This window comes from Streptomyces coacervatus (assembly GCF_029223485.1).
GTDB classification, from domain to species: domain Bacteria; phylum Actinomycetota; class Actinomycetes; order Streptomycetales; family Streptomycetaceae; genus Streptomyces; species Streptomyces coacervatus.
The window spans coordinates 286,963-313,873 of sequence record NZ_JARHTP010000002.1 but is presented as its reverse complement, the minus strand read 5'-3'; the positions used below and the strand labels follow the sequence as shown (position 1 = coordinate 313,873).

Here is a 26,911-nt window from a genome sequence, read left to right as displayed (position 1 = left end):
ACGTACGACGACGGGTGCCCTCCCAAGACTTGTCCGAACCAGGAAGAGCGGTGATCACGCGATGAAGGCGGTGCGGTTCCACGAGTACGGCGGGATCGATGTGCTGCGGGTGGAGGAGGTGGAGCGGCCCGCTCCCGGCCCCGGGCAGGTGCTGGTCGAGGTCCGCGCGGCCGGGATCCAGCCCGGCGAGGTGATGATCCGCGAGGGCGCGCGGCACAAGCGCTGGCCGGCGACGTTCCCCTCCGGGCAGGGCAGCGATCTGGCCGGCGTGGTGGTGGAGCTCGGCGCGGAGGTGCGCGGGTTCGCGGTGGGCGACGAGATCTTGGGCTTCACTCATCGCAGGGCGAGCCATGCGGAGTTCGTCGTGGTCGACGACGTGAATCTGACCTTGCGTCCGCAGGGACTGTCCTGGGACGTGGCCGGGTCGTTGTACGTGGCCGGCACGACCGCTTACGCCGGCGTGTTCGCGGTGGACCCCGGGCCGGCCGACACGGTCGTCGTGTCCGGTGCGGCAGGCGGCGTCGGCTCTCTCGCCGTGCAGCTCGCGCGACGGCGCGGCGCCACGGTGATCGGGCTGGCGAGCGAGGGGAACCACGCCTGGTTGAAGGATCACGGTGTCGTCCCGGTCGAGTACGGGGAGGGCGTGGCCGAACGGATCCGGCAGGCTTCCGGCGGGCACGTCGACGCGTTCATCGACACGTTCGGTGACGGGTACGTGGACCTGGCCGTGGAGTTGGGCGTGCGGCCCGAGCGGATCAACACGATCCGCGACTGGCAGGCCGCGGCCAGGGTCGGCGCGCGAACCTACGGAGAAGGCGCGGCGGCGTGCGCGGTCGTGCTCGGCGAGCTGGCCCGGCTTGCCGCGCGCGGGGAGCTGGAACTGCCGATCGCCCGCACCTACCCGCTGGAGCAGGTGCGAGACGCGTTCCGCGAGCTGGAACAGCGGCACGCCCACGGCAAGATCGTGCTCCGACCCCAGGAGTTGACGAACTCTCACTCGGGGGCACCGCGCAGAATGGCGAAATGACGGAACACAACGCCGACTACACACGCGCTCTGAACAACGCCGAGAAGATCCTTGGTTTCAGCCTGGCGCCGTATGTCGATCCAAGACCGACGGAACCCGCCAACGCCTACGACTTCACACGGATCGCGACCGAACACGCCTTCAACGACGCATGGACCCGCAGCGAGCACCTCGACCTCCGCACCCGCGCCCTCATCTCGGTCACCATCACGGCGAGCCTGGGCATCCTCGAGCCGCTCCGGGGCCAGCTGCGTATCGCTCTGCACAACGGCGTGACCAAAGAGGAGATCGTCGAAGCCTTCATCCAGATGGCCGTCTACGCGGGTGTGGCTCGCGCGTTTGACAGCTACGCCGTGGCACGCGAGGTCTTCGCCGAACACGACGAAGCGGACTCGCCACAGGAGAACTGAGAACACGCGGCGCCCCCCACTTCTGTTGCGTGCCCTAGCCCTTGCGGCCCCACTTCCGATAAGCCGCCACGGCGGTCGGCAGGGTCGGAAAGATCAGGTCCCGGCCCACCGCCTTGGCGAGTCCGTACGCCTCCAGGTCGTCCAGGAGATCCTGCTTGACCCGGGCGAGGGCGAACACGATGCCGCGGTGGGTGAGTTCGCGGCGCAGTTCGTCGACCGCGTCCAGGGCGGTGATGTCCACCTCCACGTTCGCCTCGGTGTTGAGGACGAACCAGCGCACCGGGGTGGTCTGTTCGTCGACCGCGGCCAGGGCCCGGTGGTGGAAGTCCTGGGCGTTGGCGAAGAAGAGCGGTGAGTCGTAGCGGTAGACGAGCAGGCCCGGGATGGTCCGGGCCTGCGGGTAGTCGTCCACGTCGTGCATGCCGGCCACGCCCGGCACCAGCCCCTCGACGGCATCGTGCGGGCGCGCCACCCGGGTCAGCAGCTCCGCCACGGACAGGCCGACGGCGACGATCACGCCGTAGAGGATGTCCAGGGTCAGCACCCCGGCCAGGCAGCCGAGCGCCAGCAGCAGTTCGCGCCGGCGGAAGGAGGCCAGCCGCCGGAAGCCCGCGAGGTCGATCATGCGGACGGCGGCGTACACGACGAGCGCGCCCAGGACGGCCGACGGGGTGCGGGCCAGCAGCGGGCTGAGGAACAGCAGGACGGCGATCACCGCTGCGCCCGCGACCAGGGAGTACACCTGGCTGCGGGCGCCGGTCGAGGAGGCGAGGGCGGTGCGGCTGGCGCTGCTGCTCACCGGGAAGCCGTGCAGACATCCCGCTCCCAGATTGGCCCCGCCCAGCGCCAGGAACTCCTGGTTGGGATCGAGCGCGGGGCCCTCGTCGTCGCGGACGGTGAAGGCCCGGGCGGTGAGGATGAAGTCCGTGTAGGCGACGAGCAGGACCCCGAGGGCGGGCAGCACCAGATGCGGAAGCTCGGTGAGGTCCGGCAGCGCGAGCGAGGGCAGCCCGGCCGGGACCTCGCCGATCACCTTGATCCCGTACCGGTCGTCGAGGTCGAGGACGGCGACGGCCGCCGTGCCCAGAACCACCGCCAGCAGCGGGCCCGGCACCGCGGGCACCACCCGCGCCACTGTGAACAGGAAGGCGAGGGTGACGGCGGCGAACACCACCGTGGCCGCGTGCACCTGCCCCAAGTGCTGTATGAAGGACCACAGTTGAGGGAAGAAGGCCGACCCCGTCGTGGACACGCCGGTCAGCTTCGGCAGCTGGTCCACGATCATGATCAGTGCCACGCCCGCCAGATAGCCGATCAGTACGGGGCGGGAGAGCAGGTCGGCGACGAAGCCCAGGCGCAGTGCCCAGGCCGCCAGGCACAGCAGTCCGACCGTGACGGCGAGGGCAGCGGCCAACGAGGCGTAGCGGCCGGGGTCCGAGCCCGCGAGCGGGCCCACCACGGCCGCCGTCATCAGCGCCGTGGTCGACTCGGGGCCGACCGACAGCAGACGCGAGGAGCCCAGAAGGGCGTAGAGAGCGAGAGCGGGCAGGATCGCCCACAGTCCGGCCACCGGCGGCAGACCGGCCACGCCCGCATACGCCATCACCTGCGGCACCAGATACGCGGCCACCGTCACGCCCGCCAGCAGGTCGCCGCGCAGCCATGCCCGCCGGTAGCCGAGCAGCGAGGCGAGCCCGGGCAGCACCCGGCGCCAGGCCCGTGGGTGATCGAGGAGCGTGCCGATCCCGGGCACCGCCCGCCACCCTGCGGATCTTCGGACCATGGCCCGCCTTTCGCCGTCTGACCTCAGGATCCACCAGCCGGACACACCGCGGCAGCCCCCTCCCCGGGATGGGGCCGGTCGGCCCCGGCTCAGGACCAGCGGCCCCTGCACCCCGCCCCCTCTCGGGGCCGACGCTGGAAGCGAATCCGACCGGGAGGTGGAGATCATGATGCCCCGTACCGTCACTGTGGGTCTCGACGGTTCCCCCGAGAGCCGGGCCGCCGCCGAATGGGCGGCCCGGGAGGCGAGTCTGCGTGGCCTCGCACTGAAGCTGGTGCATGTCTGGGAGGCCGTGCCGGACCCCATCGCGCAGGCGCCGCTGCTCGGCGCCGAGACGTTCCAGCACTGGACCGAGCGGGTTCCCCGTGAGGCCGCCGAAGGGCTGCGGCTGCGTCACCCCGGTGTCGAGGTGAGCACCGAGCAGTTCGCCGGACGGCCCGCCGAGGTCCTGGCCCGCGAGGCGAAGGAAGCCGAACTGCTCGTCCTCGGTTCCCGGGCCATGAGCGGGATCGGCGGTTTCCTGGTCGGCTCGGTCGGCTACGAGGTCGTGGCGCACGCGGACCGTCCGGTGGTCCTGCTGCGCGCCGGGGAACAGGCCCCGGACGAGCACACGAAGGACCCTGCAGGGGTCCCCTCCACCGCTGCCCCCTACCTGCCCGTGGTGCTGGGCCTGGACACCGACTCGCCCAACGAGGAGCTGATCGACTTCGCCCTCGACGCCGCTGTACGCCGGTCCACGTCCCTGCGGGTCGTGCACGGCTGGAACCCGTCGCCCTACCTCTCCTACGGCGTCCCCGCGGACCTCGAGCTCCACCGGGAGCTGGCCAGGCAGCAGGCCGCCGCTCTCACGGAGGTCATGCGCCCGTGGCGGCAGAAGTTCCCGGACCTCCCCATCACCGAGGAGTCCCGCTACGGCAGCCCCGCCGGCTATCTGGTCGACGCCTCCGCCGACGCCTCCCTGGTCGTCGTCGGCCGGCGCCACCAGCGCGCGCCGCTCCGTCCGCACATCGGCCCCATCACGCACGCCGTCCTGCACCACGCCACGGCCCCCGTCGCCGTCGTGGCCCACGACTGACACCCCCGAACACCCTGATAGGAGCTGAACAACCATGAAGGCAGCGGTCGTACACGCCTTCGGCGCGCCCCTGGTCATCGAGGACCGGCCCGACCCCGAGCCGGGCCCCGGCCAGGTCAGGGTCCGCGTCGAGGCGTCCGGGCTGTGCCACACCGACATCCATGCCGCGCACGGCGACTGGCCGGTCAGGCCGAACCCGCCGTTCGTGCCCGGACACGAGGGCGTCGGCCTCGTCGAGAAGCTGGGCGAGGGCGTCACCCACCTGTCCGTCGGGCAGCGCGTCGCGGTGCCGTGGCTGGGCCGGGCGTGCGGGCGGTGCGAGCACTGCCTGTCCGGCTGGGAGACGCTGTGCGAGCAGCAGGTCAACACCGGCTACGGCTGCGACGGCGGGTACGCCGAGAAGATGCTCGCCTGGGCCGACTTCGCCCAGCCGGTCCCGGACGGCGTCAGCCCCTTCGAGGCGGCCCCGCTGACCTGCGCCGGCGTCACCACGTACAAGGCACTCAAGGTGGCCGGTGTCCGGCCCGCCCAGCTGGTGGCGATCTCCGGCATCGGCGGGCTCGGCCACCTGGCCCTCCAGTACGCGAAGATCGCCGGCGCCCAGGTGGCCGCGATCGACGTCACCGACGAGAAGCTGGAACTGGCCGCCGAACTCGGCGCCGACCTGCTGATCGACGCCCGCAAGGACGACGTGGGCAAGGTGCTCAAGGCGCACGGGGGAGCGCACGCGGCGATCGCGCTTGCCGTGAACCCGGCCGCGTTCGAGGCCGTCAACTCCGGCCTCAGGCGCGGCGGGAAGCTCGTCATGGTGGCGCTGCCCGCGCACGGCACCATCCAGGTCCCGATCTTCGACACCGTGCTGAACGGCACCTCCGTGATCGGCTCCATCGTGGGTACCCGGCAGGACCTCGCCGAGGTCTTCCAGCTGCACGCGGCGGGCCGCACGAAGGTCGAGTACGAGACCCGGCCGCTGGCCTCCGTCAACGACTCGATCGACGAGGTGCTGCGCGGCCAGGTCAAGGCGAGGATCGTGTTCGACCTCGGCACGGGAAGGTGAGGACCATGGAACTCCCGCTGGTCGTGGGCGTCGACGGCTCCGAGCCCAGCCTGCGTGCCGTCGACTGGGCGGCCGACGAGGCCGTGCTGCGCGGGGTGGAGCTGCGGGTGGTGTACGCCTCGCTGTGGGAGCGCTACGAGGGCAGTGCGCTCGCGGCGGACCTCGGCAAGCCCTCCGAGGCGGTGCTCGCCGAGGACGTCGTCGACAGCGCGGCCCGGCGGGCGCACACCCGCCATCCGGACCTGAAGGTGACACCGGCGGTACTGGCGGAGGAGCCCGAGTACGCCCTCGTGCACGAGGGGCGCCAGGCCTCCGCGCTGGTGGTGGGCAGCCGTGGCCGCAGCGGCATCGCGGAGCTGCTGCTCGGTTCCGTCAGCCTGTCCGTGGCCGCGCACGCCGACTGCCCGGTGATCGTGCTGCGCGGCAGCCACGACAAGCAGGCGGTGCCAGGCACCCACGGGCGTGTCCTCCTGGGCGTCGGGGAGGACGGCGCGGACTCACCGGCCGTGCGCTTCGCCGTCGACGAGGCGCGTCGCCGCGGGGTGCCTCTGGAGGCCGTACGGGCCTGGCGGTGCCCGGCGCACGAGAGCACCGACCACCCGCTGATGGCCGGGGAACCCGCCCGGCTGCACGAGGAGCGGGCCGTGGCGGCGCTGGAGGGAGCGCTGCACGACGTGCCGGCGGACGCCGGTGTGCACCGCCGCACCGTCGAGGGGTTGATGGTGCCGCCCTTGCCCGCCGCGTCCCGCCCCTCGAAGACGACAACAAGCCGGGCGCCCTCGGCGCGCACCCACTCCTGCAGCTTCACCAACTCCGTCTGCAGGCGCAGGAGTTCCTTTTCATACGTCCCGCGCGGCAGCCTCGCCGCGTTCTTGCCGGCCATGCCGCCTCCACCGCCCCGTTGACGCACGTCGATGACTTCCGGAGTCCCTGATGCCCAAGGTCGAACACCAGAACAGCAGCACCGTACTGACCGACGACGAACTGCGCACCCTCGACGCGCACTGGCGTGCCGCCAACTACCTGGCCGCCGGACAGATCTACCTCATGGCCAACCCGCTGCTGCGCGAACCCCTGAAGCCGGACCACATCAAGCCGCGACTGCTCGGCCACTGGGGCACCTCGCCCGGTCTGAACCTCGTCTACACCCACCTCAACCGCGTCATCAAGGCCCGTGGCCTGGACGCACTGTGCGTGTGGGGGCCCGGCCACGGCGGACCGTCCGTGCTGGCCAACTCCTGGCTGGAGGGCACCTACGGCGAGACGTATCCGGATGTCGCCCGGGACGGGGCCGGCATGGAGCGCCTCTTCCGCCAGTTCTCCTTCCCCGGCGGCGTGCCGAGCCATGTGGCGCCCGAGACCCCCGGCTCCATCCATGAGGGCGGTGAACTGGGCTACTCGCTCTCGCACGCCTACGGGGCGGCCCTGGACAACCCGAACCTGCTGGTCGCCTGCGTGATCGGCGACGGCGAGGCGGAGACCGGACCTCTGGCCGCCTCCTGGCACTCCAACAAGTTCCTCGACCCGGTCCACGACGGCGCCGTGCTGCCGATCCTCCACCTCAACGGCTACAAGATCGCCAACCCGGCGGTGCTCGCCCGGCTGCCCGAGCACGAGCTCGACGAGCTGCTGCGCGGCTACGGCCACTCGCCGATCCACGTCAGCGGCGACGACCCGGCCGCCGTCCACCGCGCGATGGCGCACGCCATGGACACCGCCCTGGACCGCATCGCCCTGCTGCAGCAGTCGGCCCGCGAGGACGGCGTGGCGGAGCGCTCGCACTGGCCCGTCATCGTGCTGCGCACCCCCAAGGGCTGGACCGGCCCCGCCGAGGTCGACGGAGTGCCGGTCGAGGGCACCTGGCGCGCCCACCAGGTCCCCCTGTCCGGCGTGCGCGAGAACCCGGAGCACCTGCGGCAGCTGGAGGCGTGGCTGCGCTCCTACCGTCCGGAGGAACTGTTCGACGCCGACGGCCGGCCGGTCGCCGACGCCCTCGCCTGCATCCCCGAGGGCACCCGGCGCCTGGGCGCCACCCCGCACGCCAACGGCGGCCTGCTCGTACGCGACCTGCCGATCCCCTCCCTCGACCGTTTCGCCGTGCCCGTCGACAAGCCGGGCACCACCCTCCACGAGCCCACCCGGATCCTCGGCGACCTCCTCGAACAGGTCATGCACGACACCTCCGACCGCCGAGACTTCCGGGTCGTGGGTCCCGACGAGACCGCCTCCAACCGGCTGCAGGCCGTCTTCGACGCCAGCGGAAAGGCCTGGCAGGCCCAGCACCTCCCGGTCGACGAACACCTCGACCGGCACGGACGCGTGATGGAGATTCTCTCCGAACACACCTGCCAGGGCTGGCTGGAGGGCTATCTACTCACCGGCAGGCACGGGCTGTTCTCCTGCTACGAGGCCTTCGTGCACATCGTCGACTCGATGGTCAACCAGCACATCAAGTGGCTCAGGACATCGAGGCAGTTGCCGTGGCGCGCACCGGTCGCCTCCCTCAACTACCTGCTCACCTCGCATGTGTGGCGCCAGGACCACAACGGCTTCTCCCACCAGGACCCCGGCTTCGTCGACCACGTCCTCAACAAGAGCCCCGAGGTCGTCCGCGTGTACCTGCCGCCGGACGCCAACACGCTGCTGTCCGTCGCCGACCACGCGCTGCACAGCCGCGACTACGTGAACGTGATCGTGGCCGGCAAGCAGCCCTGCTTCGACTGGCTGTCGATGGACCAGGCCCGCGCCCATTGCGCACGCGGCGCCGGCATCTGGGACTGGGCCGGCACGGAGAACGGCGGCGAACCGGACGTCGTCCTCGCCTGCGCCGGAGACGTACCCACCCAGGAAGTGCTGGCCGCAGCCCAGCTGCTCCGCCGCCATCTGCCCGAACTCGCGGTCCGCGTGGTCAACGTCGTCGACATGACCCGGCTGATGCCGCGCGAGGAACACCCGCACGGCATGAGCGACTTCGAGTACGACGGCCTGTTCACCAAGGACAAGCCGGTGATCTTCGCCTACCACGGCTACCCGTGGCTGATCCACCGGCTCGCCTACCGGCGCACCGGCCACAAGAACCTGCATGTGCGCGGCTACAAGGAGTCCGGGACCACCACCACGCCGTTCGACATGGTCGTCCGCAACGACCTGGACCGCTACCGGCTGGTCATGGACGTCATCGACCGGGTGCCCGGGCTGGCGGTGCGTGCGGCCTCCGTACGCCAGCGCATGGAGGACGCACGCCAGCGCCACCACGACTGGATCCGCGTGCACGGCACCGACCTGCCGGAGGTCGCGGACTGGACCTGGAACGGCTGAGCCCGGGATGACCGAGGAAGCGGTGGTCCGGACCGTGACAGCGCGCACGAGGTGAACACCGGGCTGTCACGCATGCCCCGGTGGCCTCGTCGACGGGGACCGATCGGCCCATGCGTTTCCGGCCGGAGTGACCGAGCCTGAAGATAGGCGAAGTCACTCCGGTGACCTCCGCCGCGTCGGCCCGACGCACGAGGAGGCGCAGCCATGACCACCGTGACCACACCACGCTCGACCAGGAAACTCCCCGCCGAATACCGGGGCAGACTGATGAGCATGGCGCACGACGTGCGTTACTCGCCGGACACCCGCCTGTTCGACGAGGGCGGACGGGCGGACCACTTCTGGATCGTCGAATCGGGCACCGTCGCCCTCGACCTGAGGGTGCCCGGACGCCGTGCAACCGTGATCGACACTCTGGGAGCAGGTGAACTCCTCGGCTGGTCCTGGCTGTACCAGCCCCCGGTGTGGCGGTTCGGCGCCCGGACGGTGGGCCCGGTGCGCGCCCACGAGTTCGACGCAGACGCCGTCCGGAGGATGTGCCAGGCCGATCCCGAGATGGGGCGGTCGATCGCGCTGTGGGTCGGCGAAGCCGTCGTCCGCAGGCTGAACGCGGCACGCACCCGACTGCTCGACCTGTACGCGCCCTATGGCAGCGGGGCCCGGGGCTGAAGGGGGTGTCGAGCCATGGCGCGGACACATCCCACGCAGGTGAAGAAGGTGCGGTGGTGGCGGTGGCGGCACAATCCCCTGCGGCGCCACAGCGACTCCGTGGAGGCCTGGATCGTCCTGGCCACCTGGATCGTCGCCCTGGTGGGCGGTCTGCTCGCGGGCCTGGCGGCTGATGGGGCCATGCAGGACAGCCTCGCCGCACGACGCGCGGCCGTGCACTCCGTGCCGGCCCAGCTCACCGAGAACGCGGACAGGACCGCGACCGTGTCGACGGACAGTGGCGGCGACACGGTGTGGGCAAAGGTGCGCTGGACGGCCGCCGGGTCCACGCACACCGGCTTGGCGCGGGTCGACCCGAGCAGTACCGCGGGCACCCCGGTCACCGTGTGGATCGACAGCCGGGGCGAGTTGGCCACCCGGCCTCCCACCGAGACGGAGGCGCGTCTGCAGTCGGCACTGACGGGTGTGCTGGTCTCGGCGGCTGCCGGCGCCGCGGCCCTGGGCTGCGGACGATTGACTCGGATCCGGCTGGACCGGCGGCGGATGCGAGCCTGGGAGGCCGAGTGGGAGCGTGTCGGCCCCCAGTGGCGGAAGAAGATGAGCGGATGACAGACGGGGCCCTTCGGCCTCCTCACGCAGACCGGCCCAGAGGTGTGCCGGCGGGTGGGAGGGCGAGATGGGCGGTGAACCAGTCGCGGGCCAGCTCAGCGGCCGTGGACAGGGTGCCGGGCTCCTCGAAGAGGTGGGTGGCGCCGGGGACGACGGCGATGCGGTGGTCGTTGTGCATCCGGTCGGCGGCCAGCCGGTTCAGGCTCAGGACCCGGGTGTCCAGCGAGCCCACGACGAACAGGGTGGGGGCCCGCACCCCCGCCAGCGCGGCGGGTGTGGCCAGGTCGGGGCGACCGCCGCGGGAGACGACCGCGCGGATGTCGAAGTCCTCCGCGGCGGCCTCCAGGGCGGCGGCCGCACCGGTGCTGGCTCCGAAGTAGGACACGGGCAGGCCGGTTTCGCGGCGCAGCCACACGGCGGCGGCGCGCAGCCGCCCGGTGAGCAGGACGATGTCGAAGACGTTGCGCCGGTCGCTCTCCTCGTCCTCACCGAGCAGATCCAGCAGCAGTGTGCCCAGTCCTGCCCGGTTCAGGACATCGGCGACATACCGGTTGCGGGGGCTGTGGCGGCTGCTGCCGCTGCCGTGCGCGAACGCCACGACGGCCGGTGCCCGGTCGGGCAGCACGAACCGTGCGGCCAGCCGAACGCGCCCCGCGGGCACCTCGATCTCCCGGTTCGCCGGCGGGGGACCGGCGGAGGACGCAGAGGGAGAAGGCGGAGAGGAGGGTGCGGGGCGGACGGCCCGGGCCAGCAGGTCGGTCACCTCCGCGTCGCCGACCTGCGCGAAGTCGTGGTACCAGGCGCCGACCGAGCCGAAGAGACGCGGCGACTGCAGACAGACCACCCGGTCGGCCACCCGCTGCAGACGGAGCAGGGTCCGCTCCGGCCCGACCGGCACGGCGAGCACGATCCGGGCCGCGCCCTGACCACGGACGACCCGGCACGCGGCCTCGGCGGTGGCGCCGGTGGCCAGCCCGTCGTCCACCACCACGACCGTCCGCCCGGCCACCGGGACAGCGGCACGGTTGCGCCGGTAGCGGACCACCCGCCGTTCCAGTTCGGCCCGCTCGGCCTGCTCCACGGTCCGCTGATCGGCCGGGCTCAGCCGGATCTGCTCGATCACGTCGTCGTTGAGGACGCGCACCCCGTTCTCCCCGACGGCACCGAAGGCCAGCTCCGGCTGCCAGGGCACGCCCAGCTTGCGCACCACCAGGACGTCCAGCGGAGCGTCCAGTTCCCGCGCCACCTCGAAGGCCACGGGCACCCCGCCCCGCGGCAGCCCCAGCACCACGACGTCCTGGCCGTGCAGGTACTCCAGCCGCCGGGCCAGCCGGCGCCCCGCATCCGTACGGTCCTCGAAACGCATGGGCCACCTCCTCATGCGCACACCCCGCCGACGCGGTGGTGAGACCGCCTGTCCTCGTCCCTCCCCTCCCATCGTCCCCCGGATCGGACAGACGGACCACGGACGTCACACCCGGAACCCCGCTTGCTCGGCAGGGCCGGGTCGATCAGCCCTGGTAGCCCACCAGCGCCATCATCCCGGCCTCGCCGTGGTAGGCGTTGTGGCAGTGCAGCATCCACTGCCCCGGGTTGTCCGCGTCGAAGAACACCGACAGCGTCTTCTTCGGCAGCACGATCGCGGTGTCCTTGCGCGGGCCGCTGCCGCCGAGCTGGTAGGTGTGGCCGTGCAGGTGTATGGGGTGCCACATGGTGGTGGAGTTGACGAAGTCCAGCCGGACCCGCTGGCCCTGCTCGACCTTGATCGGGTTCGCGGTCGGGTGGTTCATGTCGAACCGCTTGCCATTGACGGCCCAGTTGTACGTCATCATGCCGCCGGTCAACTCGACGCGGTGGACCCGGTCCGCCTTCCTGGACGTCAGCCGGACGTCGTCCGCCGCGCGCAGCTGCGACGCGGTCATGATCATTCCGTTCAGTTCCTTAGGGCGGACGGCCTGAGCGGGCGCGCTGCCCGTTCCTGTGCGGACCAGGGCCAGGCCCGTGGCGTTCTTGCCTTCCGCCAGGGCGACGAGGGGGAAGACGCCGTCGTCCAGGGTGACGAGGACGTCGTAGCGCTCGCCCATGCCGATCAGCACGGCGTCGACCTGCTGGTGCCGGACGGGGAAGCCGTCGGTGTGGGTGATGGTCAGCCGGTGGCCGCCGAGGGCGACGCGGTACGCAGTGTCGCTGCCGGCGTTGATCAGACGCAGCCGTACCCGCTTGCCGGGCTTGCTACGGAAGACCTCCGGGTCGGCCGGGACACGGCCGTTGACCAGGTGGTACGGGTACTTGACGTCTCCGGCGTCGCCGCCGAGCAGCACACTCCTGGAGTCCGTGAGCATGAACTTCATCGACATGCCGCCGGAGGAGGACGAGGGGGAGGAGGACGGCGAAGCGCTCATGCCGTCCATGCTTCCGCCGCTCATGTCCATCCCGCCCATGTCCCCCGAGTCGTCGGAGGACGAGCCGCCGCCGGAGCCGGAGCCCATGTTCATTCCGCTCATGCCCTGCTTCAGCTCGGCGAAGGCCTCGTCCGGGGTGCCGGTGACGCCGTCGAGCCAGTCGTCGAGGACGATGACCCACTCCTCGTCGTACGACAGCGGCTCCTTCGGGTCCTCCACGATCAACGGCGCGTACAGGCCCCGGTCGAGCTGGACTCCGATGTGCGGGTGGAAGAAATAGGTGCCGGGCGTGTCCGCGGTGAACCGGTAGGTGAAGTTGCGTCCTGCCCGGACGGCGGTCTGGGTGGCCGGCGGTACGCCGTCCATGTCGTTGCGCAGGGCGATGCCGTGCCAGTGGACGGAGGTGGTGGCCCGGTCCGGCAGTTGGTTGGACAGCGTGGCGGCCAGCGTGTCGCCGGCCGTGACGCGGAGCTCCTGGCCGGGGGTCCGTCCGCTGAAGGCCCAGGTGCGGGCGGTGATGCCGGCGCCCAGTTCCACCGTGGCCCGGGCTGCGGTCAGGGTCACTTTGTGCGTCCTGCCGCTCCTGGTGCGCTTCTTGTCGGCGGCGGCGACGGCCGTCCCGGAGGGGCTGACCAGGGCGGGCGTGCTTCCGGAGCTGCTACAGGCGGCGAGCGCGCCCGCGCCCGCGACGCCGAGCCCGGCCAGCAGGACGGAGCGGCGGTTCATGCTGTTCACAGGGGGTGTCCTTGTCTCGATATCGCTTCTGTTCGGTCGCGTGCGGGAACGGCTGGGCACACGCGTGAACGCGCGCAGCCGTGGGCGCGGCCTACAGCAGGAATCGAGAGAGGACGGAAAGGTCGGGTGGGGAGCGGCCCGTCGTCCCCGGGACGTCCCGGCCGACGGCCGCGCCGGGACTGAGGACCGGAGCGCAGCCGATGGAGGGCTGGTGGGGAGGCGCGAGCTTCATGGTGTCGACGCCGGCGGCGGAGCAATGCTGCATCTGCGTGCCGGAGCACGCCCCGTTGTCGTCGGACGCGACCGGTGCTGCGACGCCGGGCGGCGTGGTGTGCCCGCTCGCGTGCACGGGCACGGCCGGTGCCGACGAGTGGTGCATGCTCGCGACGCTGCTCGTTTCGGCGGCCCTCATGGCAGGCACATGGGTGGTGAGGGCCGCGGCTGTTTCGTGGTGGACGAGAACGGCGAGCACCGCCAGCAACGTGATGACGGCACCGCGCGTCCACCGGAGTGCGGCGCCGCGAGCGGTGCCCTCTCGGTGATCGGCTGTCGCCATGGCTTCCGTCCGTGCTTGAGCTGAAAACGGCCCGTCGCCGTCAATATACCCCACGGGGGTACTGGGGTGGCCGGCCCCGGGCGGCGCCCGGAATGACCTGCGTGGGACGCCGTGGAACAGTGGAAGAACAGTGGAAAAGCGGTCGAAGGGGGTGCGGGATCAGCCTGCTGACGTGCCCGGCGGGTCAAGGAGGACGCGATGAGTCACCCTGTGCTGGCGGGCATCGACGGGTCCGAACGCAGCCTGGCTGCGGCCGACTGGGCCGCCCGGGAAGCAGTGTTGCGCGGCGTTCCCCTGCGGCTGGTGCACGCCTCTCCACCGCTTCCGGGCGATCCCGTCCCGGTCATGGCCGTGGAAACGCTGCAGCACATCGGTGAGCGCATGCTCCAGCGGGCCATCGCCGACCTCGGCGCCCGCCACCCGGACGTCCAGGTGCGGGGCGAGCAGAGCGCCGACGCCCCGGCCGTGGCGCTCCTTGCCGCCTCGCGCGGCGCCGCTCTCCTGGTGGTCGGTGCGCGAGGCTCGGGGGGCTTCGACGGGCTCGCGGTCGGCTCCGTGGCCCTTCGGGTGGCGGCAGCAGCCGCTTGCCCCGTCGTGCTGATGCCGGCCCACCTCGCAACGGGCTTCGGAGACGGGACACGGGTGGCAGGTGAAGCTGGCCAGGTGGTGGTGGGGTTCGACGCGCACCGTCCGGTCGGCGAGGTGGCGGACTTCGCGTTCGCAGCCGCCGAGGCGCGCGGGGCGCCTCTGCAGGCGGTACAGGCGTGGGCCCTTCCCGCCGAGGCCGTGTCACCGCGGACGCTGTTCGTGACCGGGGAGGACCGCGCCACCTGGGAGGACCAGGAGGTTCTGCGGCTCTCCGACGCCCTGCGCGGATGGCACGACAAGTACCCGCAGGTGACAGCCCGCAGCGAGGTGGTCCTGCTGCATCCCGCCGAAGCACTCCTGAACGCCTCCGGGGGAGCGGACCTGCTGGTCGTGGGCCGCCGCACCGACCCGCGGGCCGCCGAGGGCCGACTGGGGCCGGTTGCCCATGCCGTGCTGCACCACTGCCGCTGCCCGGTGGCGGTCGTCCCGCACGCCGGCTGACTCCGCGGAGGCTCAGCCGAAGAACACCTGGAACTCGTCGTACAGCGACGGGTCCACCAGCTTGGTGTGCGCGGTGGCGTCGGCGAGGGGAACGCGGACGATCTCGGTGCCGCGCAGGGCCACCATCATGCCGAAGTCACCGTCGTTGACAGCGTCGACGGCGTGCAGTCCGAAGCGCGTGGCCAGCCAGCGGTCGAAGGCGCTCGGGGTGCCGCCGCGCTGGATGTGACCGAGGACCGTGGTGCGGGCATCCGTGCCCGTGCGCTCCTCGATCTCCTGGGCCAGCCACTCGCCGATGCCCGACAGCCGCACATGGCCGAACTCGTCCAGCGTCCGGTCCTTGAGGATCATCTGGCCCTCTTTGGGGACGGCACCCTCGGCTGCCACCACGATCGGCGCGTAGTTGATCCTGAATCGGCTCTTCACCCACGCACAGACCTGGTCGATGTCGAACGGCCGCTCCGGGACGAGGATCACATTGGCGCCGCCCGCGACACCGGCCTGCAGTGCGATCCACCCCGAGTGCCGCCCCATCACCTCCACCACCAGGGTGCGCATGTGCGACTCGGCAGTGGTGTGCAGACGGTCGATCGCCTCCGTCGCGATGCCGACGGCCGTGTCGAAGCCGAAGGTGTAGTCGGTACCGGACACGTCGTTGTCGATGGTCTTCGGCACGCCGACCAGACTGATCCCCTGACGGCTCAGCTGGGTGGCCACGCCGAGTGTGTCCTCGCCGCCGATCACGACGAGCGCGTCCACCTCGTGCGCGGTCAGGGTGTCCTGGATGCGCCGCACCCCGTCCTCGTGCTTGAACGGGTTCGTACGGGAGGAGCCGAGGATGGTTCCGCCGCGGGGCAGGATCCCCCGCACCTCGGGGATGCCCAGCGGCACGACGGTGCCCCGGAGCGCACCGAGCCAGCCGTCCCGCAGACCGACGAACTCGAAGCCGTACTCCTGGATGCCCTTGCGGACGACGCTGCGGATCACGGCATTGAGTCCGGGACAGTCACCGCCACCGGTCAGCACTCCCACCTTCATGGCTGCCTCCGCGCCGTTCGACTCCCTTTCCATCATGAGCGACGGTGCTCCGCCGGGCGACCTTGCACCGGCACTCGGGACCACCGGGCCCTCGCGCTCGACGGCGGACGGCGGGAGACTATTTGTTCACTTTCGTGCTCTGGCCGTTCCGTCCTTCCGGTCGTGATTCAGGGGGCACCATGACGTGGAGCGTTCCGCATTCCTTCCGTCCGCCGGTGGCACTCTCGTCCCGTCGGCGGCACGTGATGCCGTACCGGCTGCGGGCGGGCCGAGCGGCTGATCGGGGCCGGGGGCCCTCGCCGCTCGTCGTCCATTGCCACGCCGACTGCGTGGTGATCGAGGTGCATGCGGAGATCGGCCCGGCCGCCGAACCTCACCTGGGCCGACTGCTGCACGGCGCGATCCGCCCCGGCCGCACCGCCGTCCTGGTCGACCTGCGACACACCGCCGATCTGGGTGCCAGCGGCCTCAGCGTGCTGCGGCTGGCGCATGCCCTTGCGGACCGGCACGGGCTGACGTTCGGACTTGTGGGCGTTGCCCCGAGTGGGCCGGCCCCTCCCGTACACCGCTCACCCGGTGACTGCGCGCCGTCGGTAGACGAGGTATGGGCGGGCGAGGTAGCCGACCGGCGCGCTCCACACGTGGACGAGGCGGGTGAACGGCCAGGCGGCGAACAGGAGGCAGGCGGTGAGGGCGTGCAGTTGGAACAGCAGCGGCGCGTCCGCGATCGCCTCGGGCCGGGGCCGGAGGGTGAAGAGGGCGCGGAACCAGACGGAGACGGTCTCGCGGTAGTCGTAGCCGCCGCCGAAGACGTTGTGCGCGGCCGTGGCCGAGATGCCCAGCAGGACCGTGGCGGACAGCAGGGGGAAGAGCAGCTTGTCGCTGCGGTCGGTGCCGAGCCGGATCCGGTGGGTCAGGAGCCGCCGGGTGCTGAGCATGCCGAGCCCCGCGACCATGGCCAGGCCCGCCACGGAGCCCAGCCAGACGGCCGTGGTGTGGTACGTCTGCTCGCCGATGCCGGCCGCCTCGGTCCAGGAGGCGGGCACGGCGAGCCCCACGACATGCTCGGCGATCACCAGGAAGGCGCCCAGGTGGAACAGCGGGCTGCCCCAGCGCAGCCAGCGGTGTTCGAGGAGCTGGCTGGTGCGGGAGGTCCAGCCGAACTGGTCCTGCCGGTAGCGCCACACATGCCCGACCACGAACACGGCGAGACAGATGTACGGGAAGGCGACCCACAGCAGCAGATCGACGCCGCTCGCGGAGGCGGCGGCCAGTGAGGGGAGCGCGGCGTTCATCGACGGTCCCCGGTGGGGCTTGTGGAGGTGGACGGCGCGGCGGACAGGGGCGGCACGAACGTCTCCGGCGGGGCGAACTCCCCGTCCCCGTAGGTGCCGTAGGCATCGAGCCCCACCTGCTCGTCGGGCGGTCCCTGGGCGGCGAGCTCGGCCACGGCCGCGAGATCCGCCTCCGTCGGCGGCGGCAGGAGAGTGAGCAGCGCGGCGAGCACGTGCCGGTACGGGGAGTCCGCATCGGTCAGCGCCCGGTGGATCAGTTCCAGCCCGCGCCGGTGCAGTCGCAGCGGTGCTTCGCCCGAGCGGGGGCCGGTGAGTGCGGCGAACTCCAGGACGACCGGCAGGTGGTCGGGCAGTTCGCCGCCGTCCGAGTCCCAGCCGGCGGCCCGGTAGCGCTGGGCGAGGGTGAGCAGCGCCATGCCCCGGCGGCGGGTGTCGCCGTGCAGGTAGTACGTGAGGTAGAGGCTGCTCCTGCGGCGCAGGTCGAACATCTCGACGTAGTGCCGGGCCAGTGCGTCGGGCTCCTGACCGGCGAACCAGCCGAGGAACGCGGTCAGTTCGGTGGCGGCCGGGGACGGCGGCAGCGCGGTCACGGCGGACGTCAACGCGGGCCGTGCGTCAGAGAGTTCGGAGTCCGGGTACTGCAGGAGCAGCGACAGCAGGCGCAGCAGCAGGGCCCGGCGGTCCGCCTCCTCGGACGTCATCGCCGAGCGGCGCCGAACGGCCGCGCGGATGCGGGCGCGGGCGATGGCCGGGACGGTGGCGGGGAGCGGGCTCATGAGCGTCCTTCCGGGGACGAACGGCGCACGGTCGGGGACGAACGGCGCAGGGTGGGCAGGCCGAGCATGACCCGGCGTCCGGACGGCTCCCCGCCGGACTCCACCGGGCAGCGGTTCTCCATCGCGGTCAACGCGGCCGCGTCCTCCTTGTGGGCGGCCGGGACGACATAACGGTCGGCGTACTTGGCGACGGCCAGCAGCCGGTGCAGATCCTCGGCCTCACGGGCGGTCAGTCCGACGGCCTTCAACGCGGCCTCGTCGCCGTCCTCGCCCAGCGTGCGCAGACGCATGAACGAGCGCAGGGCCGTGAGCTTCATCAGCACCCCGGCGACCACGTCCGTGTCGCCCGCGGTGAACAGGCTCGCCAGGTAGTCCAGCGGGATGCGCAGCCGGGTGACCGCGGCGAAGACATGATCGGGATCGTCCTGGTTGCCGCCCGCCTCGCCGACGGCGTCGAGGACGGGGGAGAGGGGCGGGACGTACCAGACCATCGGCATCGTCCGGTACTCCGGGTGCAGCGGCAGGGCGACCTTGTACCGCATGACCAGGTCGTACACCGGGGAGCGGCGGGCGGCCGCCAGCCAGTCCTCCGGGATACCCGACTCCCGCGCCGCCGCGATCACTTCGGGATCGGACGGGTCGAGGAAGACACCGCGCTGCGCGTCCAGCAGGTCCTGCTCGTCCTCAGTCGCCGCGGCCTCGCCGACGCGGTCGGCGTCGTACAGCAGCAGTCCGAGGTAGCGCAGCCGGCCCACACAGGTCTCCGAGCAGACCGTCGGCTGCCCGGCCTCGATGCGCGGGAAGCAGAAGGTGCACTTCTCGGCCTTCCCGGTCGCGTGGTTGACGTACACCTTCTTGTACGGGCATGCCGTCACGCACATCCGCCAGCCCCGGCAGCGGTTCTGGTCGACCAGCACGATGCCGTCCTCGACCCGCTTGTACAGGGCGCCCGACGGACAGGCCGCCACACAGGCCGGGTTGAGGCAGTGCTCGCACAGCCGGGGCAGGTGGAAGAGGAAGGTCTGCTCGAACTCGAACTTCACCTTCTCCGCCCAGGCCCCGGTGAGGTTGGGGTCGGCTCCCGCGTGCTCGGGGGCACCGCCGAGGCCGTCCTCCCAGTTGGCGCCCCAGGTGACGGCGGTGGGTCTGCCGGTCAGGACGGAGCGGGGCCGGGCGACGGGGATGTCCTGGCCGGCCGGGGCGCTGACGAGGTTGTCGTAGTCGTAGGTGACCGGCTCGTAGTAGTCCTCGATGGCGGGCAGGTCCGGGTTGGAGAACAGCGACAGCAGGCGCTTGACGCGGCCGCCCGAGCGCAGGACCAGCCGGCCTCGCCTGTCGAGCATCCAGCCGCCCTTCCACTGCTGCTGGTCCTCGTAGCGGCGCGGGTAGCCGACGCCGGGCTTGGTCTCGACGTTGTTGAACCAGGCGTACTCGACACCGGGGCGGTTGGTCCATGTCTGCTTGCAGGTGACCGAGCAGGTGTGGCAGCCGATGCACTTGTCGAGGTTCATGACCATCGCCACCTGTGCCATCACGCGTCCGATAGTGGCTTCGCCACGGGGCATGTCAGTACTCCACGTCCTGCGAGCGACGGCGGATGACGGTGACCTCGTCGCGCTGGTTGCCGGTCGGGCCGTAGTAGTTGAAGGCGTAGGTGAACTGCGCGTAGCCGCCCGCGAGATGGGTGGGCTTGAGCAGCAGTCGGGTCAGTGAGTTGTGGATGCCGCCGCGCCGGCCGCTGACCTCGGTCTTCGGCACGTTCACCGTGCGGTCCTTGGCGTGGTACATGTACACCGTGCCCTGGGGCATACGGTGGCTGACCACGGCGCGGGCGGCGACGACGCCGTTGCGGTTGTAGGCCTCGATCCACTCGTTGTCCTTGACGCCGATCTTCTCGGCGTCGGCGGTGGACATCCAGATCACCGGGCCGCCGCGGGACAGCGCCAGCATGAAGGCGTTGTCCTGGTACTCGGAGTGGATGGACCACTTGGAGTGCGGGGTGAGGTAACGCACCGTCACCTCGGCGCGCCCGTCGTGCAGTTCCTCGTCGCCGTAGTGGCGACGGGCGTCCAACGGGGGCCGGTAGACCGGGAGTTGTTCGCCGAGCTCGGCCATCCAGTCGTGGTCGACGAAGAAGTGCTGGCGGCCGGTGAGGGTGTGCCAGGGCTTCTTGTGCTCGGTGTTGATGACGAAGGGGGAGTAGCGGCGCCCGCCGGTCTCGCTGCCCGACCACTCGTACGAGGTGATGACCGCGCGGGGCTGGATGCGGGTGTCGGCGAAGGTGATCCGCTCGGCCTCGCGTTCGGCCGAGAGTTCCACCAGCCCCTTGGTACCCGTCTGCCGCTCCAGGGCGCGGAAGCCCTCCGTGGCCAGGCGCCCGTTGGTGGTGCCGGACAGGGCGAGGATGGCCTCGCACATGTCGGAGGCGGTGGCCAGGGACGGACGGCCTTCGGCCACTCCCTCGCGTACCGTGCCGCAGCGGCGGCGCAGTTCGGCCAGTTCCTGGTCCGGCTTGACGGTGACACCCTTCGTTGTCGTGCCCAGCGTGTCCAGCAGCGGGCCCACGGCGCGCATCTTCTGGGCGACGGCTGCGTAGTCACGCTCGATGGTGACCACCTTCGGCATGGTGCGACCGGGGACCGGCTCGCACTCGCCCCTTTTCCAGTCCTGGACGACCCCGCCGGGCTGGGCGAGTTCGTCAGGGGTGTCGTGCTGCAGTGGCACGGCCAGGACGTCGGTACGGGTGCCCAGGTGCTCGGCGGCCAGCTCGCTGAACCGGTCGGCGATCGTCAAGAAGGTGTCGTAGTCCGTGCGGGCCTGCCAGGGCGGGGCGATGGCCGGGGTGAAGGCATGCACGAAGGGGTGCATGTCCGTGCTGGACAGGTCGTCCTTCTCGTACCAGGTCGCGGCCGGCAGGACGACATCGGCGAGCAGGCCGGTGGACGTCATACGGAAGTCCATGGCGACCAGCAGGTCGAGCTTGCCCTCGGGCGCCTCGTCGTGCCACACCACGTCCCGCGGCCGGGCCCCGGGCGGGGCCTCCTGACTGCGCACCGCGCTGTCCGTGCCGAGCAGATGGCGCAGGAAGTACTCGTTGCCCTTGCCGGAGGATCCGAGCAGGTTGGCCCGCCAGACGGTGAGCACGCGGGGAAAGTTGGCCGGGTCGTCGGGGTCCTCGGCCGCGAACCGCAGCTTCCCTGACCTGAGTTCGTGCACGATGTGGTCCGCGACCGTACGACCGGCCGCCGCGGCCTCGTCCGCGAGGTCGAGCGGGTTGCGGTCGAAGCCGGGGTGGCCGGGCGTCCAGCCGAGGCGGACCGCCTGCGCCAGACAGTCGGCGAACGCCTGCCCGGCGAAGCGGCCCTCACCCAGCGGCGAGGCCAACTCCTCCGGTCCGAAGGCCTCGTAGCGCCACTGGTCGGTGTTGAGGTACCAGTACGAGGTGCCCGCCATGTGCCGGGTGGGCCGCTGCCAGTCGAAGGCGAACGCCAGGTGCTGCAGACCGGTGACCGGGCGGACCTTCTCCTGGCCGACGTAGTGGGCCCAGCCGCCGCCGTTGACGCCCTGGCAGCCGGTCATCGTGGTCAGCGCCAGGAAGGCGCGGTAGATGGTGTCGGAGTGGAACCAGTGGTTGGTGCCCGCCCCCATCGCGATCATCGAACGGCCGCGGGTGCGCTCGGCGTTGCGCGCGAACTCCCGGGCGATCCTGGCCGCCTGCCCGGCCGGCACGGAGGTGATCGTCTCCTGCCAGGCGGGCGTGTACGGCTGTGCGGCGTCCTCGTACGAGGTGGGCCAGTCGCCCGGCAGTCCGGGGCGCCCGACCCCGTACTGGGCGAGCATCAGGTCGAACACGGTGGTGACGAGCCGTCCGCCGATCCTGCGCACGGGCACACCGCGCACCATGACCGAACCGCCCTCGGTGCTGCCCTCGTCGAACCGCGGCAGGGCGATCTCGACCGTCTCCTCGGCACGCTCCAGCAGGCTCAACTCGGGGACCACATCGCCCAGGTCGAGATTCCAGCGGCCTCGCCCGCCTTCCCCCCACCGGAAGCCGAGCGAGCCGCCCGGGACCACCGGTTCGCCTGTGACCCGGTCCAGAAGGACCGTCTTGAACGCCGCGTTCTCTTCGGTCTCCTCGTCACCGCCGAGATCCTTGGCGGTCAGGAACCCGTCCGGGACGAGTCCCTGCTCGTGTTCGCGCAGGGTCACCAGGAACGGCGCGTCGGTGAAGGTCCTCAAGTAGTCCTGGAAGTACGGCACTTCGCGGTCGACGAGGAACTCCCGCAGGATCACGTGCCCCATGGCCATCGCCAGTGCCCCGTCCGTGCCCGGATGCGGGGCCAGCCACTCGTCGGCGTGCTTCACGTTGTCCGCGTAGTCGGGGCTGACCGCGACGACCTTCGTGCCGTTGTAGCGCGTCTCGGTGAGGAAGTGTGCGTCGGGCGTGCGGGTGACGGGGATGTTGGAGCCCCACATCACCAGGTAGCCGGCGTTCCACCAGTCGGCCGCCTCCGGTACGTCCGTCTGGTCGCCGAAGACCTGCGGAGAGGCGATCGGCAGGTCGGCGTACCAGTCGTAGAAGGACAGCAGGGTGCCGCCGATCAGCGACATGAACCGGGCGCCTGCGGCGAAGGACGCCATCGACATCGCCGGGATGGGCGAGAAACCGGCGACACGGTCGGGGCCGTACTGCTTGACGGTGTGCACATGGGCGGCGGCGACCAGCTCGCTCACCTCGTCCCAGCCGGCGCGGACCAGGCCGCCCTTGCCGCGGGCCCGCTTGTACGCCCGCGCCTTCGCCGGGTCGGAGGTGATCTCGGCCCAGGCCGCCACCGGGTCGCCCAGGCGCCGGCGCGCCTCGCGCCACAGCTTCAGCAACTCGCCGCGCACATACGGGTAGCGGACCCGGCTGGGCGAGTAGGTGTACCAGGAGAAGGACGCCCCGCGCGGGCAGCCGCGCGGCTCGTACTCGGGGCAGTCCGCGCCGATGGACGGGTAGTCGGTGGCCTGGTGCTCCCAGGTGATGATGCCGTCCTTGACGTAGACCATCCACGAGCAGGAACCGGTGCAGTTCACGCCGTGCGTGGAGCGCACCACCCTGTCGTGGGCCCAGCGGTCCCGGTAGAAGCCCTCCCACTTGCCGTCGTTCACGCCGAACACGGCACGCCCGTCCGCCGACACCTCACGACGGGTCAGCAACCGCCGGGCGGCCAGCGGCCAGCCCTCTCCGGCACGACCATGGGCAGGGCGCGCGGTCTCGTCGTTCTCCATGGACCCGGACGCTAGGCGGGGCGTCCCTTGCCACGCCTTGGGCCGACGGCCTCTGCCAAGGGGCCTTTCGGCCCAGTTCTGTGCCGGGGAACAGAGCCGATGGTCCTGGTGTACGGACGGTCCGGACACCCGACCCGACCGGTCAGGCGCGGGAGCGGCGGGAGAACTCGCACCACCGGTTGTCGTCGGGGTCGCCGAGCACGGTGCGGAGGGCGATCGAGTCCCCCTTGCGGACGTAGTCCAGGTCGTAGAACTCCTCGCCGATCTTCAGGTCGAAGGTCTGCGGGGTGACCCCCTTGACCCCCGCGAAGAGATACCAGGTCCCGTGTCCGGCCTTCATGCGCTGCACGGCTCCGGAGACCAGCGCGTAGTCCACCGGGAAGTCCCGGACGGTGAAGGTGCGGTCCGGTTCGACCGTGAGCGTCGATCCGCAGTCGCTCGTCCAATGACCCAGGACGTCCGCCGCCGTCACCTGCGGCAGCGCCTTCGGAGCACCACCGCAGGCGCCGGCCAGCAGGGCGACTGCCGCGACGCACAGGGCGCTCGCCGTTCGGCCTCTCACCACATCCCACTTCCTGTGCCGGACGTGGCTGTCCAGGGCACGACCACTGGTGTTGACGGCGACCATGCCTTGTCGCGACTACCGCACCCTACCCGGGCTGCCAAGTGCCACGGATGTCGACGTAGGCGCCGTGGAAATCGGAGACCCGGTCGACTGCGGAACGCGGGCTGCCCTTGCGGGCCGGCAGTGCAAACCTGTTGCTCAACTTCGGTACACCGACGGTCAGTTGCCGCCTTCGCGGGCCGGTCGGTCACACCCCGGCGCCATCCTCACCCTGCTGGGAGCTTCACTGGCCGTTCTGCCCGCCCGCTGACGACGGCCCGCTGTCCTGCTCGTGCAGATCGCCGCCGTCCACGTGCGCTGAGGCACGCACCGTCGTCGGGACCATGCCGCCGAGTCGGGCGGGCGCTCGGCTCCGGCTGGTGGGCGGCGGCCGGGCCGTACCGAGGGCCGACCGGCCCCCGTATCACCTCCGGTCAGCCCATGTGACCTCGCCCCGTTCCGCTGGACGCTCGAGGTGGAGAGAAAACCTGGAGGAGACCGCGATGACGGACCACACGACCGCGCCCCCGGTCCACGCCCTGCTCGCGGACGGCACCACGGTGTGCATTCGTCCCGTGGCGGCAGCCGACCACGAGCAGTTGCAGGGGCTGTACGAGGAGATGTCCCCGGAGAACCTGCGGCTGAGGTTCTTCGGTGCCAGTCGGCGTTCCGCCGAGATGGCCGCCGACCGCGCCTGTGCCGCACCCCACCCGGGATACCGCGCGCTGCTGGCCGAGCGGACGGGCCAGGCGATCGGTCTCGCCGAGTACGACTCCGGCGGCGCGGGCGCCGAGGCCGAGATCTCCATCGCGGTCGCCGAGGGGCTGCACCACCGGGGCGTGGGCACCCTCCTGGTCGAGCACCTCGTCTCCGCCGCACGCGCGGAGGGCATCACGTCCTTCACGGCCGACGCGCTCAGTGAGAACCGCGAGGTGCTCCGGCTCTTCGCCGACCTCGGGCTGCGCATCGGCCGTCGCTTCGAGGGCCCCGAGGTGCGCTGCACCATCGCGCTCGACGAGGACGACACCTACCTCTCGGCGGTCGAGGAGCGCGGCCGGGCCGCCGACATCCTCAGCCTGAGCCCCCTGCTGCGGCCGCAGGCAGTCGCCGTCATAGGGGCCGGGCGCAAACCGGGCTCCGTGGGCCGGGCGGTTCTGCACCACCTCAAGGCCGGCGGCTACACCCGCCGTCTGTTCGCGGTGAACCCCGCCGCGACCTCCCTCCTCGGCGTGCCCTGCCACCCCTCGGTCAGTGCCCTGCCCCGGACCCCGGATCTCGCTGTCGTCGCCGTGCCCGCCGCCGCGGTCCCCGCCACCGCCGAGGAGTGCGGCAAGGCAGGCGTACGGGCTCTGCTCGTGGTCACCGCCGGGCTCGACGCCGACCAGGCGGGGGCCCTCATGGCGGCCTGCCGCACCTACGGCATGCGGCTGGTCGGGCCGAACTGCCTGGGCCTGTCCAACACCGACCCGCAGCTGAGCCTGGACGCGACCTTCGCCGCGAACCACCCGCGCCCCGGCACGGCCGGCGTCGCCGTGCAGTCCGGCGGGGTGGGCATCGCGCTCCTGGACGGGCTGTCCCGGCTGGGGATCGGCGTGTCGTCCTTCGCGTCGCTCGGCGACAAGTACGACGTCAGCGGCAACGACATGCTCCAGTGGTGGGAGAGCGACGGCCGCACCCGCCTGGCGCTGCTGCATCTGGAGTCGTTCGGCAACCCACGAGCCTTTTCCCGCACCGCCCGCCGCGTCGCACGCCGTATGCCCGTGCTCACCGTCGACGCGGGCCGCACCGACGCGGGCCGGCGCGCCGCCGCCTCGCACACCGCCGCGGCCGCCACCCGCACCATGACCCGCGCGGCGCTCTTCACCCAGGCCGGCATCACCGCCACCCGCTCGGTCGGCGAGCTCCTCGACACCGCGGCCCTGCTGCACTCCCAGCCGCTGCCCGCGGGACCCCGGATCGCGATCGTCACCAACGCGGGCGGCGCCGGAGTCCTCGCCGCCGACGCCTGCGCCGAGGCCGGACTGACTCTGCCCGCGCCCACCCCACAGCTGGTCGACGACCTGCTCGCCCTGCTGCCCGACGGCGCCGCCGCCGGCAACCCCGTGGACGCCACCGCGGCCGTCACGGAGGACCAGCTCGCGCAGTGCATCGACCGCCTCGTGCGGCACGGCGACGCCGACGCCGTCCTGGTCGCCCTGGTGCCCACCGCAGTGGCGGCGGCCACCGGCGACGACCTCGTACGGGCCGTGACCCGGGTGTCCGGACCCCGCCCGAAGCCGGTCGTCGCCGTACGCCTCGAACAGGCGCTGCCCGTGGAACTGCTGCCCGCAACCGACGGCGGCACCGTCCCGTCGTACGCCGAACCCCAGGCGGCGGCCCGCGCCCTGGCCCACGCCGTGCACCGCGCGGAATGGCTCGCACGCCCCGCCGGGACCGTCCCCGACCTCGACGGCGTCGACACGGCGCGCGCCCGTTCCGTCGTCGAGAGCTTCCTCGACGCCCACCCGGACGGCGGCTGGCTCGGTCCGCGGGAGTGCGCCGCGCTCCTCGACTGCTACGGCACACCCCAGTCGCCGTGGGCCTGGGCCGAGACCGAGGACGACGCCGTCCTCGCGGCCGACCGGCTGCGCGGCGCCGACGGCCGGGTGGTCATGAAGGGCCACTGGCCCGGCCTGCTGCACAAGACCGCCGAACACGCCGTCCACCTCGACCTGCGCGGCGACTCCCAAGTGCGCGCCGCCTTCCGGGACTTGGAGACCCGCTTCGCCGGCCTGCTGACGGGCGTGGTGCTGCAGCCGCTCGCCGACCGCGGCACCGAACTGTTCGCGGGCGTCGTCCAGGACGAGGTCTTCGGCCCGCTCGTGCTGTTCGGCCTCGGCGGCACCGCCACCGAGGTCCTCGCCGACCACGCCGCGCGCCTCGCCCCGCTCACCGACCACGACGTGCACGACCTGATCACGGCCCCGCGCTGTGCCCCGCTGCTGTTCGGCGCGGACGGCGCGCGCCCCGTCGACCTCGAAGGCCTGGAACAACTGCTGCTGAGGCTGTCCCGGATGGCGAGCGATCTGCCGCAGCTGGCCGAGGCCGACTTCAACCCCGTACTCGCGACACCGGGCGGAGTGACCGTGCTCGATGCGCGGGTGCGCCTGCTGCCGCGCACGCCCCACGACCCGTATCTGCGCCGGCTCCGCTGAGGA

The 26,911-nt window shown here is 71.8% G+C and carries 19 protein-coding genes and 2 pseudogenes; 10 read left to right on the top strand and 11 right to left on the bottom strand.

Annotation, left to right across the window (positions count from 1 at the left end; all coding sequences use genetic code 11):
- The first annotated feature begins 61 nt into the window (after positions 1 to 61).
- Positions 62 to 1,027, top strand: a complete 966-nt coding sequence (locus tag P2Q00_RS05120) for an NADP-dependent oxidoreductase (protein WP_275769982.1) — start codon at positions 62 to 64, stop codon at positions 1,025 to 1,027.
- Complete coding sequence (locus tag P2Q00_RS05115; RefSeq protein WP_275769980.1) at positions 1,024 to 1,437, top strand: carboxymuconolactone decarboxylase family protein; 414 nt, start codon at positions 1,024 to 1,026, stop codon at positions 1,435 to 1,437. Before P2Q00_RS05120 ends, P2Q00_RS05115 begins: the two co-directional genes overlap by 4 nt.
- A 34-nt stretch (positions 1,438 to 1,471) precedes the next feature.
- On the opposite strand, the gene P2Q00_RS05110 is transcribed toward P2Q00_RS05115, so the two are convergent.
- Positions 1,472 to 3,220, bottom strand: a complete 1,749-nt coding sequence (locus P2Q00_RS05110) for a SulP family inorganic anion transporter (protein ID WP_275769978.1) — start codon at positions 3,218 to 3,220, stop codon at positions 1,472 to 1,474.
- A gap of 169 nt (positions 3,221 to 3,389) precedes the next feature.
- On the opposite strand from P2Q00_RS05110, the gene P2Q00_RS05105 reads away from it, so the two are divergent.
- The 3 genes and pseudogenes from P2Q00_RS05105 to P2Q00_RS05095 form a co-directional block, all read left to right on the top strand.
- Positions 3,390 to 4,295, top strand: coding sequence for a universal stress protein (locus P2Q00_RS05105; protein WP_275770730.1), 906 nt, complete (start codon positions 3,390 to 3,392; stop codon positions 4,293 to 4,295).
- A 34-nt stretch (positions 4,296 to 4,329) separates the two neighbouring features.
- Positions 4,330 to 5,352 carry an alcohol dehydrogenase AdhP gene (adhP, locus tag P2Q00_RS05100; protein WP_275769976.1) on the top strand — a complete coding sequence of 341 codons (1,023 nt, stop codon included), beginning with the start codon at positions 4,330 to 4,332 and terminating at the stop codon, positions 5,350 to 5,352.
- A gap of 5 nt (positions 5,353 to 5,357) precedes the next feature.
- Positions 5,358 to 6,068 (top strand): annotated as a pseudogene (locus tag P2Q00_RS05095) (universal stress protein); the annotation flags it as partial.
- A gap of 2 nt (positions 6,069 to 6,070) precedes the next feature.
- Here the strand turns inward: P2Q00_RS05095 and P2Q00_RS05090 are convergent.
- Positions 6,071 to 6,235: pseudogene (locus P2Q00_RS05090) on the bottom strand (polyphosphate kinase 2); the annotation flags it as partial.
- A gap of 50 nt (positions 6,236 to 6,285) precedes the next feature.
- Between P2Q00_RS05090 and P2Q00_RS05085 the strand changes: the two are divergent.
- The 3 genes from P2Q00_RS05085 to P2Q00_RS05075 all read left to right on the top strand — a co-directional run bounded on the left by P2Q00_RS05085 (position 6,286) and on the right by P2Q00_RS05075 (position 9,948).
- Positions 6,286 to 8,670 (top strand): phosphoketolase family protein, encoded by a 2,385-nt coding sequence (locus P2Q00_RS05085; RefSeq protein ID WP_275769974.1) that lies wholly within the window; start codon positions 6,286 to 6,288, stop codon positions 8,668 to 8,670.
- 204 nt (positions 8,671 to 8,874) lie between these two features.
- Positions 8,875 to 9,339, top strand: coding sequence for a cyclic nucleotide-binding domain-containing protein (locus tag P2Q00_RS05080; RefSeq protein WP_275769973.1), 465 nt, complete (start codon positions 8,875 to 8,877; stop codon positions 9,337 to 9,339).
- Between the two features lie 15 nt (positions 9,340 to 9,354).
- Positions 9,355 to 9,948, top strand: coding sequence for an Rv1733c family protein (locus P2Q00_RS05075; protein ID WP_275769971.1), 594 nt, complete (start codon positions 9,355 to 9,357; stop codon positions 9,946 to 9,948).
- Between the two features lie 22 nt (positions 9,949 to 9,970).
- Here the strand turns inward: P2Q00_RS05075 and P2Q00_RS05070 are convergent, their stop codons facing one another.
- The 3 genes from P2Q00_RS05070 to P2Q00_RS05060 all read right to left on the bottom strand — a co-directional run bounded on the left by P2Q00_RS05070 (position 9,971) and on the right by P2Q00_RS05060 (position 13,641).
- Complete coding sequence (locus P2Q00_RS05070; protein WP_275769969.1) at positions 9,971 to 11,314, bottom strand: phosphoribosyltransferase; 1,344 nt, start codon at positions 11,312 to 11,314, stop codon at positions 9,971 to 9,973.
- A 145-nt stretch (positions 11,315 to 11,459) separates the two neighbouring features.
- A complete protein-coding gene (locus tag P2Q00_RS05065) occupies positions 11,460 to 13,085 on the bottom strand; it encodes a multicopper oxidase family protein (protein WP_275769967.1) in 1,626 nt (541 codons plus the stop codon).
- A gap of 91 nt (positions 13,086 to 13,176) precedes the next feature.
- Positions 13,177 to 13,641 (bottom strand): hypothetical protein, encoded by a 465-nt coding sequence (locus tag P2Q00_RS05060; protein WP_275769965.1) that lies wholly within the window; start codon positions 13,639 to 13,641, stop codon positions 13,177 to 13,179.
- Positions 13,642 to 13,839: 198 nt separating this feature from the next.
- Between P2Q00_RS05060 and P2Q00_RS05055 the strand changes: the two genes are divergently transcribed.
- Positions 13,840 to 14,730, top strand: coding sequence for a universal stress protein (locus P2Q00_RS05055; protein WP_275769963.1), 891 nt, complete (start codon positions 13,840 to 13,842; stop codon positions 14,728 to 14,730).
- 12 nt (positions 14,731 to 14,742) lie between these two features.
- Here P2Q00_RS05055 and P2Q00_RS05050 read toward each other — a convergent pair whose 3' ends face one another.
- The 6 genes from P2Q00_RS05050 to P2Q00_RS05025 form a co-directional block, all read right to left on the bottom strand.
- Complete coding sequence (locus P2Q00_RS05050) at positions 14,743 to 15,768, bottom strand: 6-phosphofructokinase (protein ID WP_275770729.1); 1,026 nt, start codon at positions 15,766 to 15,768, stop codon at positions 14,743 to 14,745.
- Positions 15,769 to 16,337: 569 nt separating this feature from the next.
- A complete protein-coding gene (gene narI, locus P2Q00_RS05045; protein ID WP_275769961.1) occupies positions 16,338 to 17,063 on the bottom strand; it encodes a respiratory nitrate reductase subunit gamma in 726 nt (241 codons plus the stop codon).
- Positions 17,060 to 17,839 carry a nitrate reductase molybdenum cofactor assembly chaperone gene (gene narJ, locus P2Q00_RS05040; protein ID WP_275769960.1) on the bottom strand — a complete coding sequence of 260 codons (780 nt, stop codon included), beginning with the start codon at positions 17,837 to 17,839 and terminating at the stop codon, positions 17,060 to 17,062. The genes narI and narJ overlap by 4 nt, the downstream gene beginning before the upstream one ends.
- Positions 17,836 to 19,404 carry a nitrate reductase subunit beta gene (narH, locus tag P2Q00_RS05035; RefSeq protein WP_275769959.1) on the bottom strand — a complete coding sequence of 523 codons (1,569 nt, stop codon included), beginning with the start codon at positions 19,402 to 19,404 and terminating at the stop codon, positions 17,836 to 17,838. The genes narJ and narH overlap by 4 nt, the downstream gene beginning before the upstream one ends.
- Position 19,405: 1 nt before the next feature.
- Complete coding sequence (locus P2Q00_RS05030; protein ID WP_275769958.1) at positions 19,406 to 23,110, bottom strand: nitrate reductase subunit alpha; 3,705 nt, start codon at positions 23,108 to 23,110, stop codon at positions 19,406 to 19,408.
- A 142-nt stretch (positions 23,111 to 23,252) separates the two neighbouring features.
- The gene (locus P2Q00_RS05025; RefSeq protein WP_275769957.1) at positions 23,253 to 23,672 is read right to left on the bottom strand and encodes a hypothetical protein; all 420 of its coding nucleotides are present in this window, start codon (positions 23,670 to 23,672) and stop codon (positions 23,253 to 23,255) included.
- 545 nt (positions 23,673 to 24,217) lie between these two features.
- On the opposite strand from P2Q00_RS05025, the gene P2Q00_RS05020 reads away from it, so the two are divergent.
- Positions 24,218 to 26,908, top strand: coding sequence for a bifunctional acetate--CoA ligase family protein/GNAT family N-acetyltransferase (locus P2Q00_RS05020; RefSeq protein ID WP_275769956.1), 2,691 nt, complete (start codon positions 24,218 to 24,220; stop codon positions 26,906 to 26,908).
- Positions 26,909 to 26,911: the final 3 nt, after the last annotated feature.

Excerpts from the sequence above, each read along its gene's own strand:
- P2Q00_RS05120 (WP_275769982.1), top strand. The coding sequence starts at position 62 with ATGAAGGCGGTGCGGTTCCACGAGTACGGCGGGATCGATGTGCTGCGG.
- P2Q00_RS05115 (WP_275769980.1), top strand. The coding sequence starts at position 1,024 with ATGACGGAACACAACGCCGACTACACACGCGCTCTGAACAACGCCGAG.
- P2Q00_RS05110 (WP_275769978.1), bottom strand. The coding sequence starts at position 3,220 with ATGGTCCGAAGATCCGCAGGGTGGCGGGCGGTGCCCGGGATCGGCACG.
- P2Q00_RS05105 (WP_275770730.1), top strand. The coding sequence starts at position 3,390 with ATGCCCCGTACCGTCACTGTGGGTCTCGACGGTTCCCCCGAGAGCCGG.
- adhP (WP_275769976.1), top strand. The coding sequence starts at position 4,330 with ATGAAGGCAGCGGTCGTACACGCCTTCGGCGCGCCCCTGGTCATCGAG.
- P2Q00_RS05085 (WP_275769974.1), top strand. The coding sequence starts at position 6,286 with ATGCCCAAGGTCGAACACCAGAACAGCAGCACCGTACTGACCGACGAC.
- P2Q00_RS05080 (WP_275769973.1), top strand. The coding sequence starts at position 8,875 with ATGACCACCGTGACCACACCACGCTCGACCAGGAAACTCCCCGCCGAA.
- P2Q00_RS05075 (WP_275769971.1), top strand. The coding sequence starts at position 9,355 with ATGGCGCGGACACATCCCACGCAGGTGAAGAAGGTGCGGTGGTGGCGG.
- P2Q00_RS05070 (WP_275769969.1), bottom strand. The coding sequence starts at position 11,314 with ATGCGTTTCGAGGACCGTACGGATGCGGGGCGCCGGCTGGCCCGGCGG.
- P2Q00_RS05060 (WP_275769965.1), bottom strand. The coding sequence starts at position 13,641 with ATGGCGACAGCCGATCACCGAGAGGGCACCGCTCGCGGCGCCGCACTC.
- P2Q00_RS05055 (WP_275769963.1), top strand. The coding sequence starts at position 13,840 with ATGAGTCACCCTGTGCTGGCGGGCATCGACGGGTCCGAACGCAGCCTG.
- P2Q00_RS05050 (WP_275770729.1), bottom strand. The coding sequence starts at position 15,768 with ATGAAGGTGGGAGTGCTGACCGGTGGCGGTGACTGTCCCGGACTCAAT.
- narI (WP_275769961.1), bottom strand. The coding sequence starts at position 17,063 with ATGAACGCCGCGCTCCCCTCACTGGCCGCCGCCTCCGCGAGCGGCGTC.
- narJ (WP_275769960.1), bottom strand. The coding sequence starts at position 17,839 with ATGAGCCCGCTCCCCGCCACCGTCCCGGCCATCGCCCGCGCCCGCATC.
- narH (WP_275769959.1), bottom strand. The coding sequence starts at position 19,404 with ATGCCCCGTGGCGAAGCCACTATCGGACGCGTGATGGCACAGGTGGCG.
- P2Q00_RS05030 (WP_275769958.1), bottom strand. The coding sequence starts at position 23,110 with ATGGAGAACGACGAGACCGCGCGCCCTGCCCATGGTCGTGCCGGAGAG.
- P2Q00_RS05020 (WP_275769956.1), top strand. The coding sequence starts at position 24,218 with ATGACGGACCACACGACCGCGCCCCCGGTCCACGCCCTGCTCGCGGAC.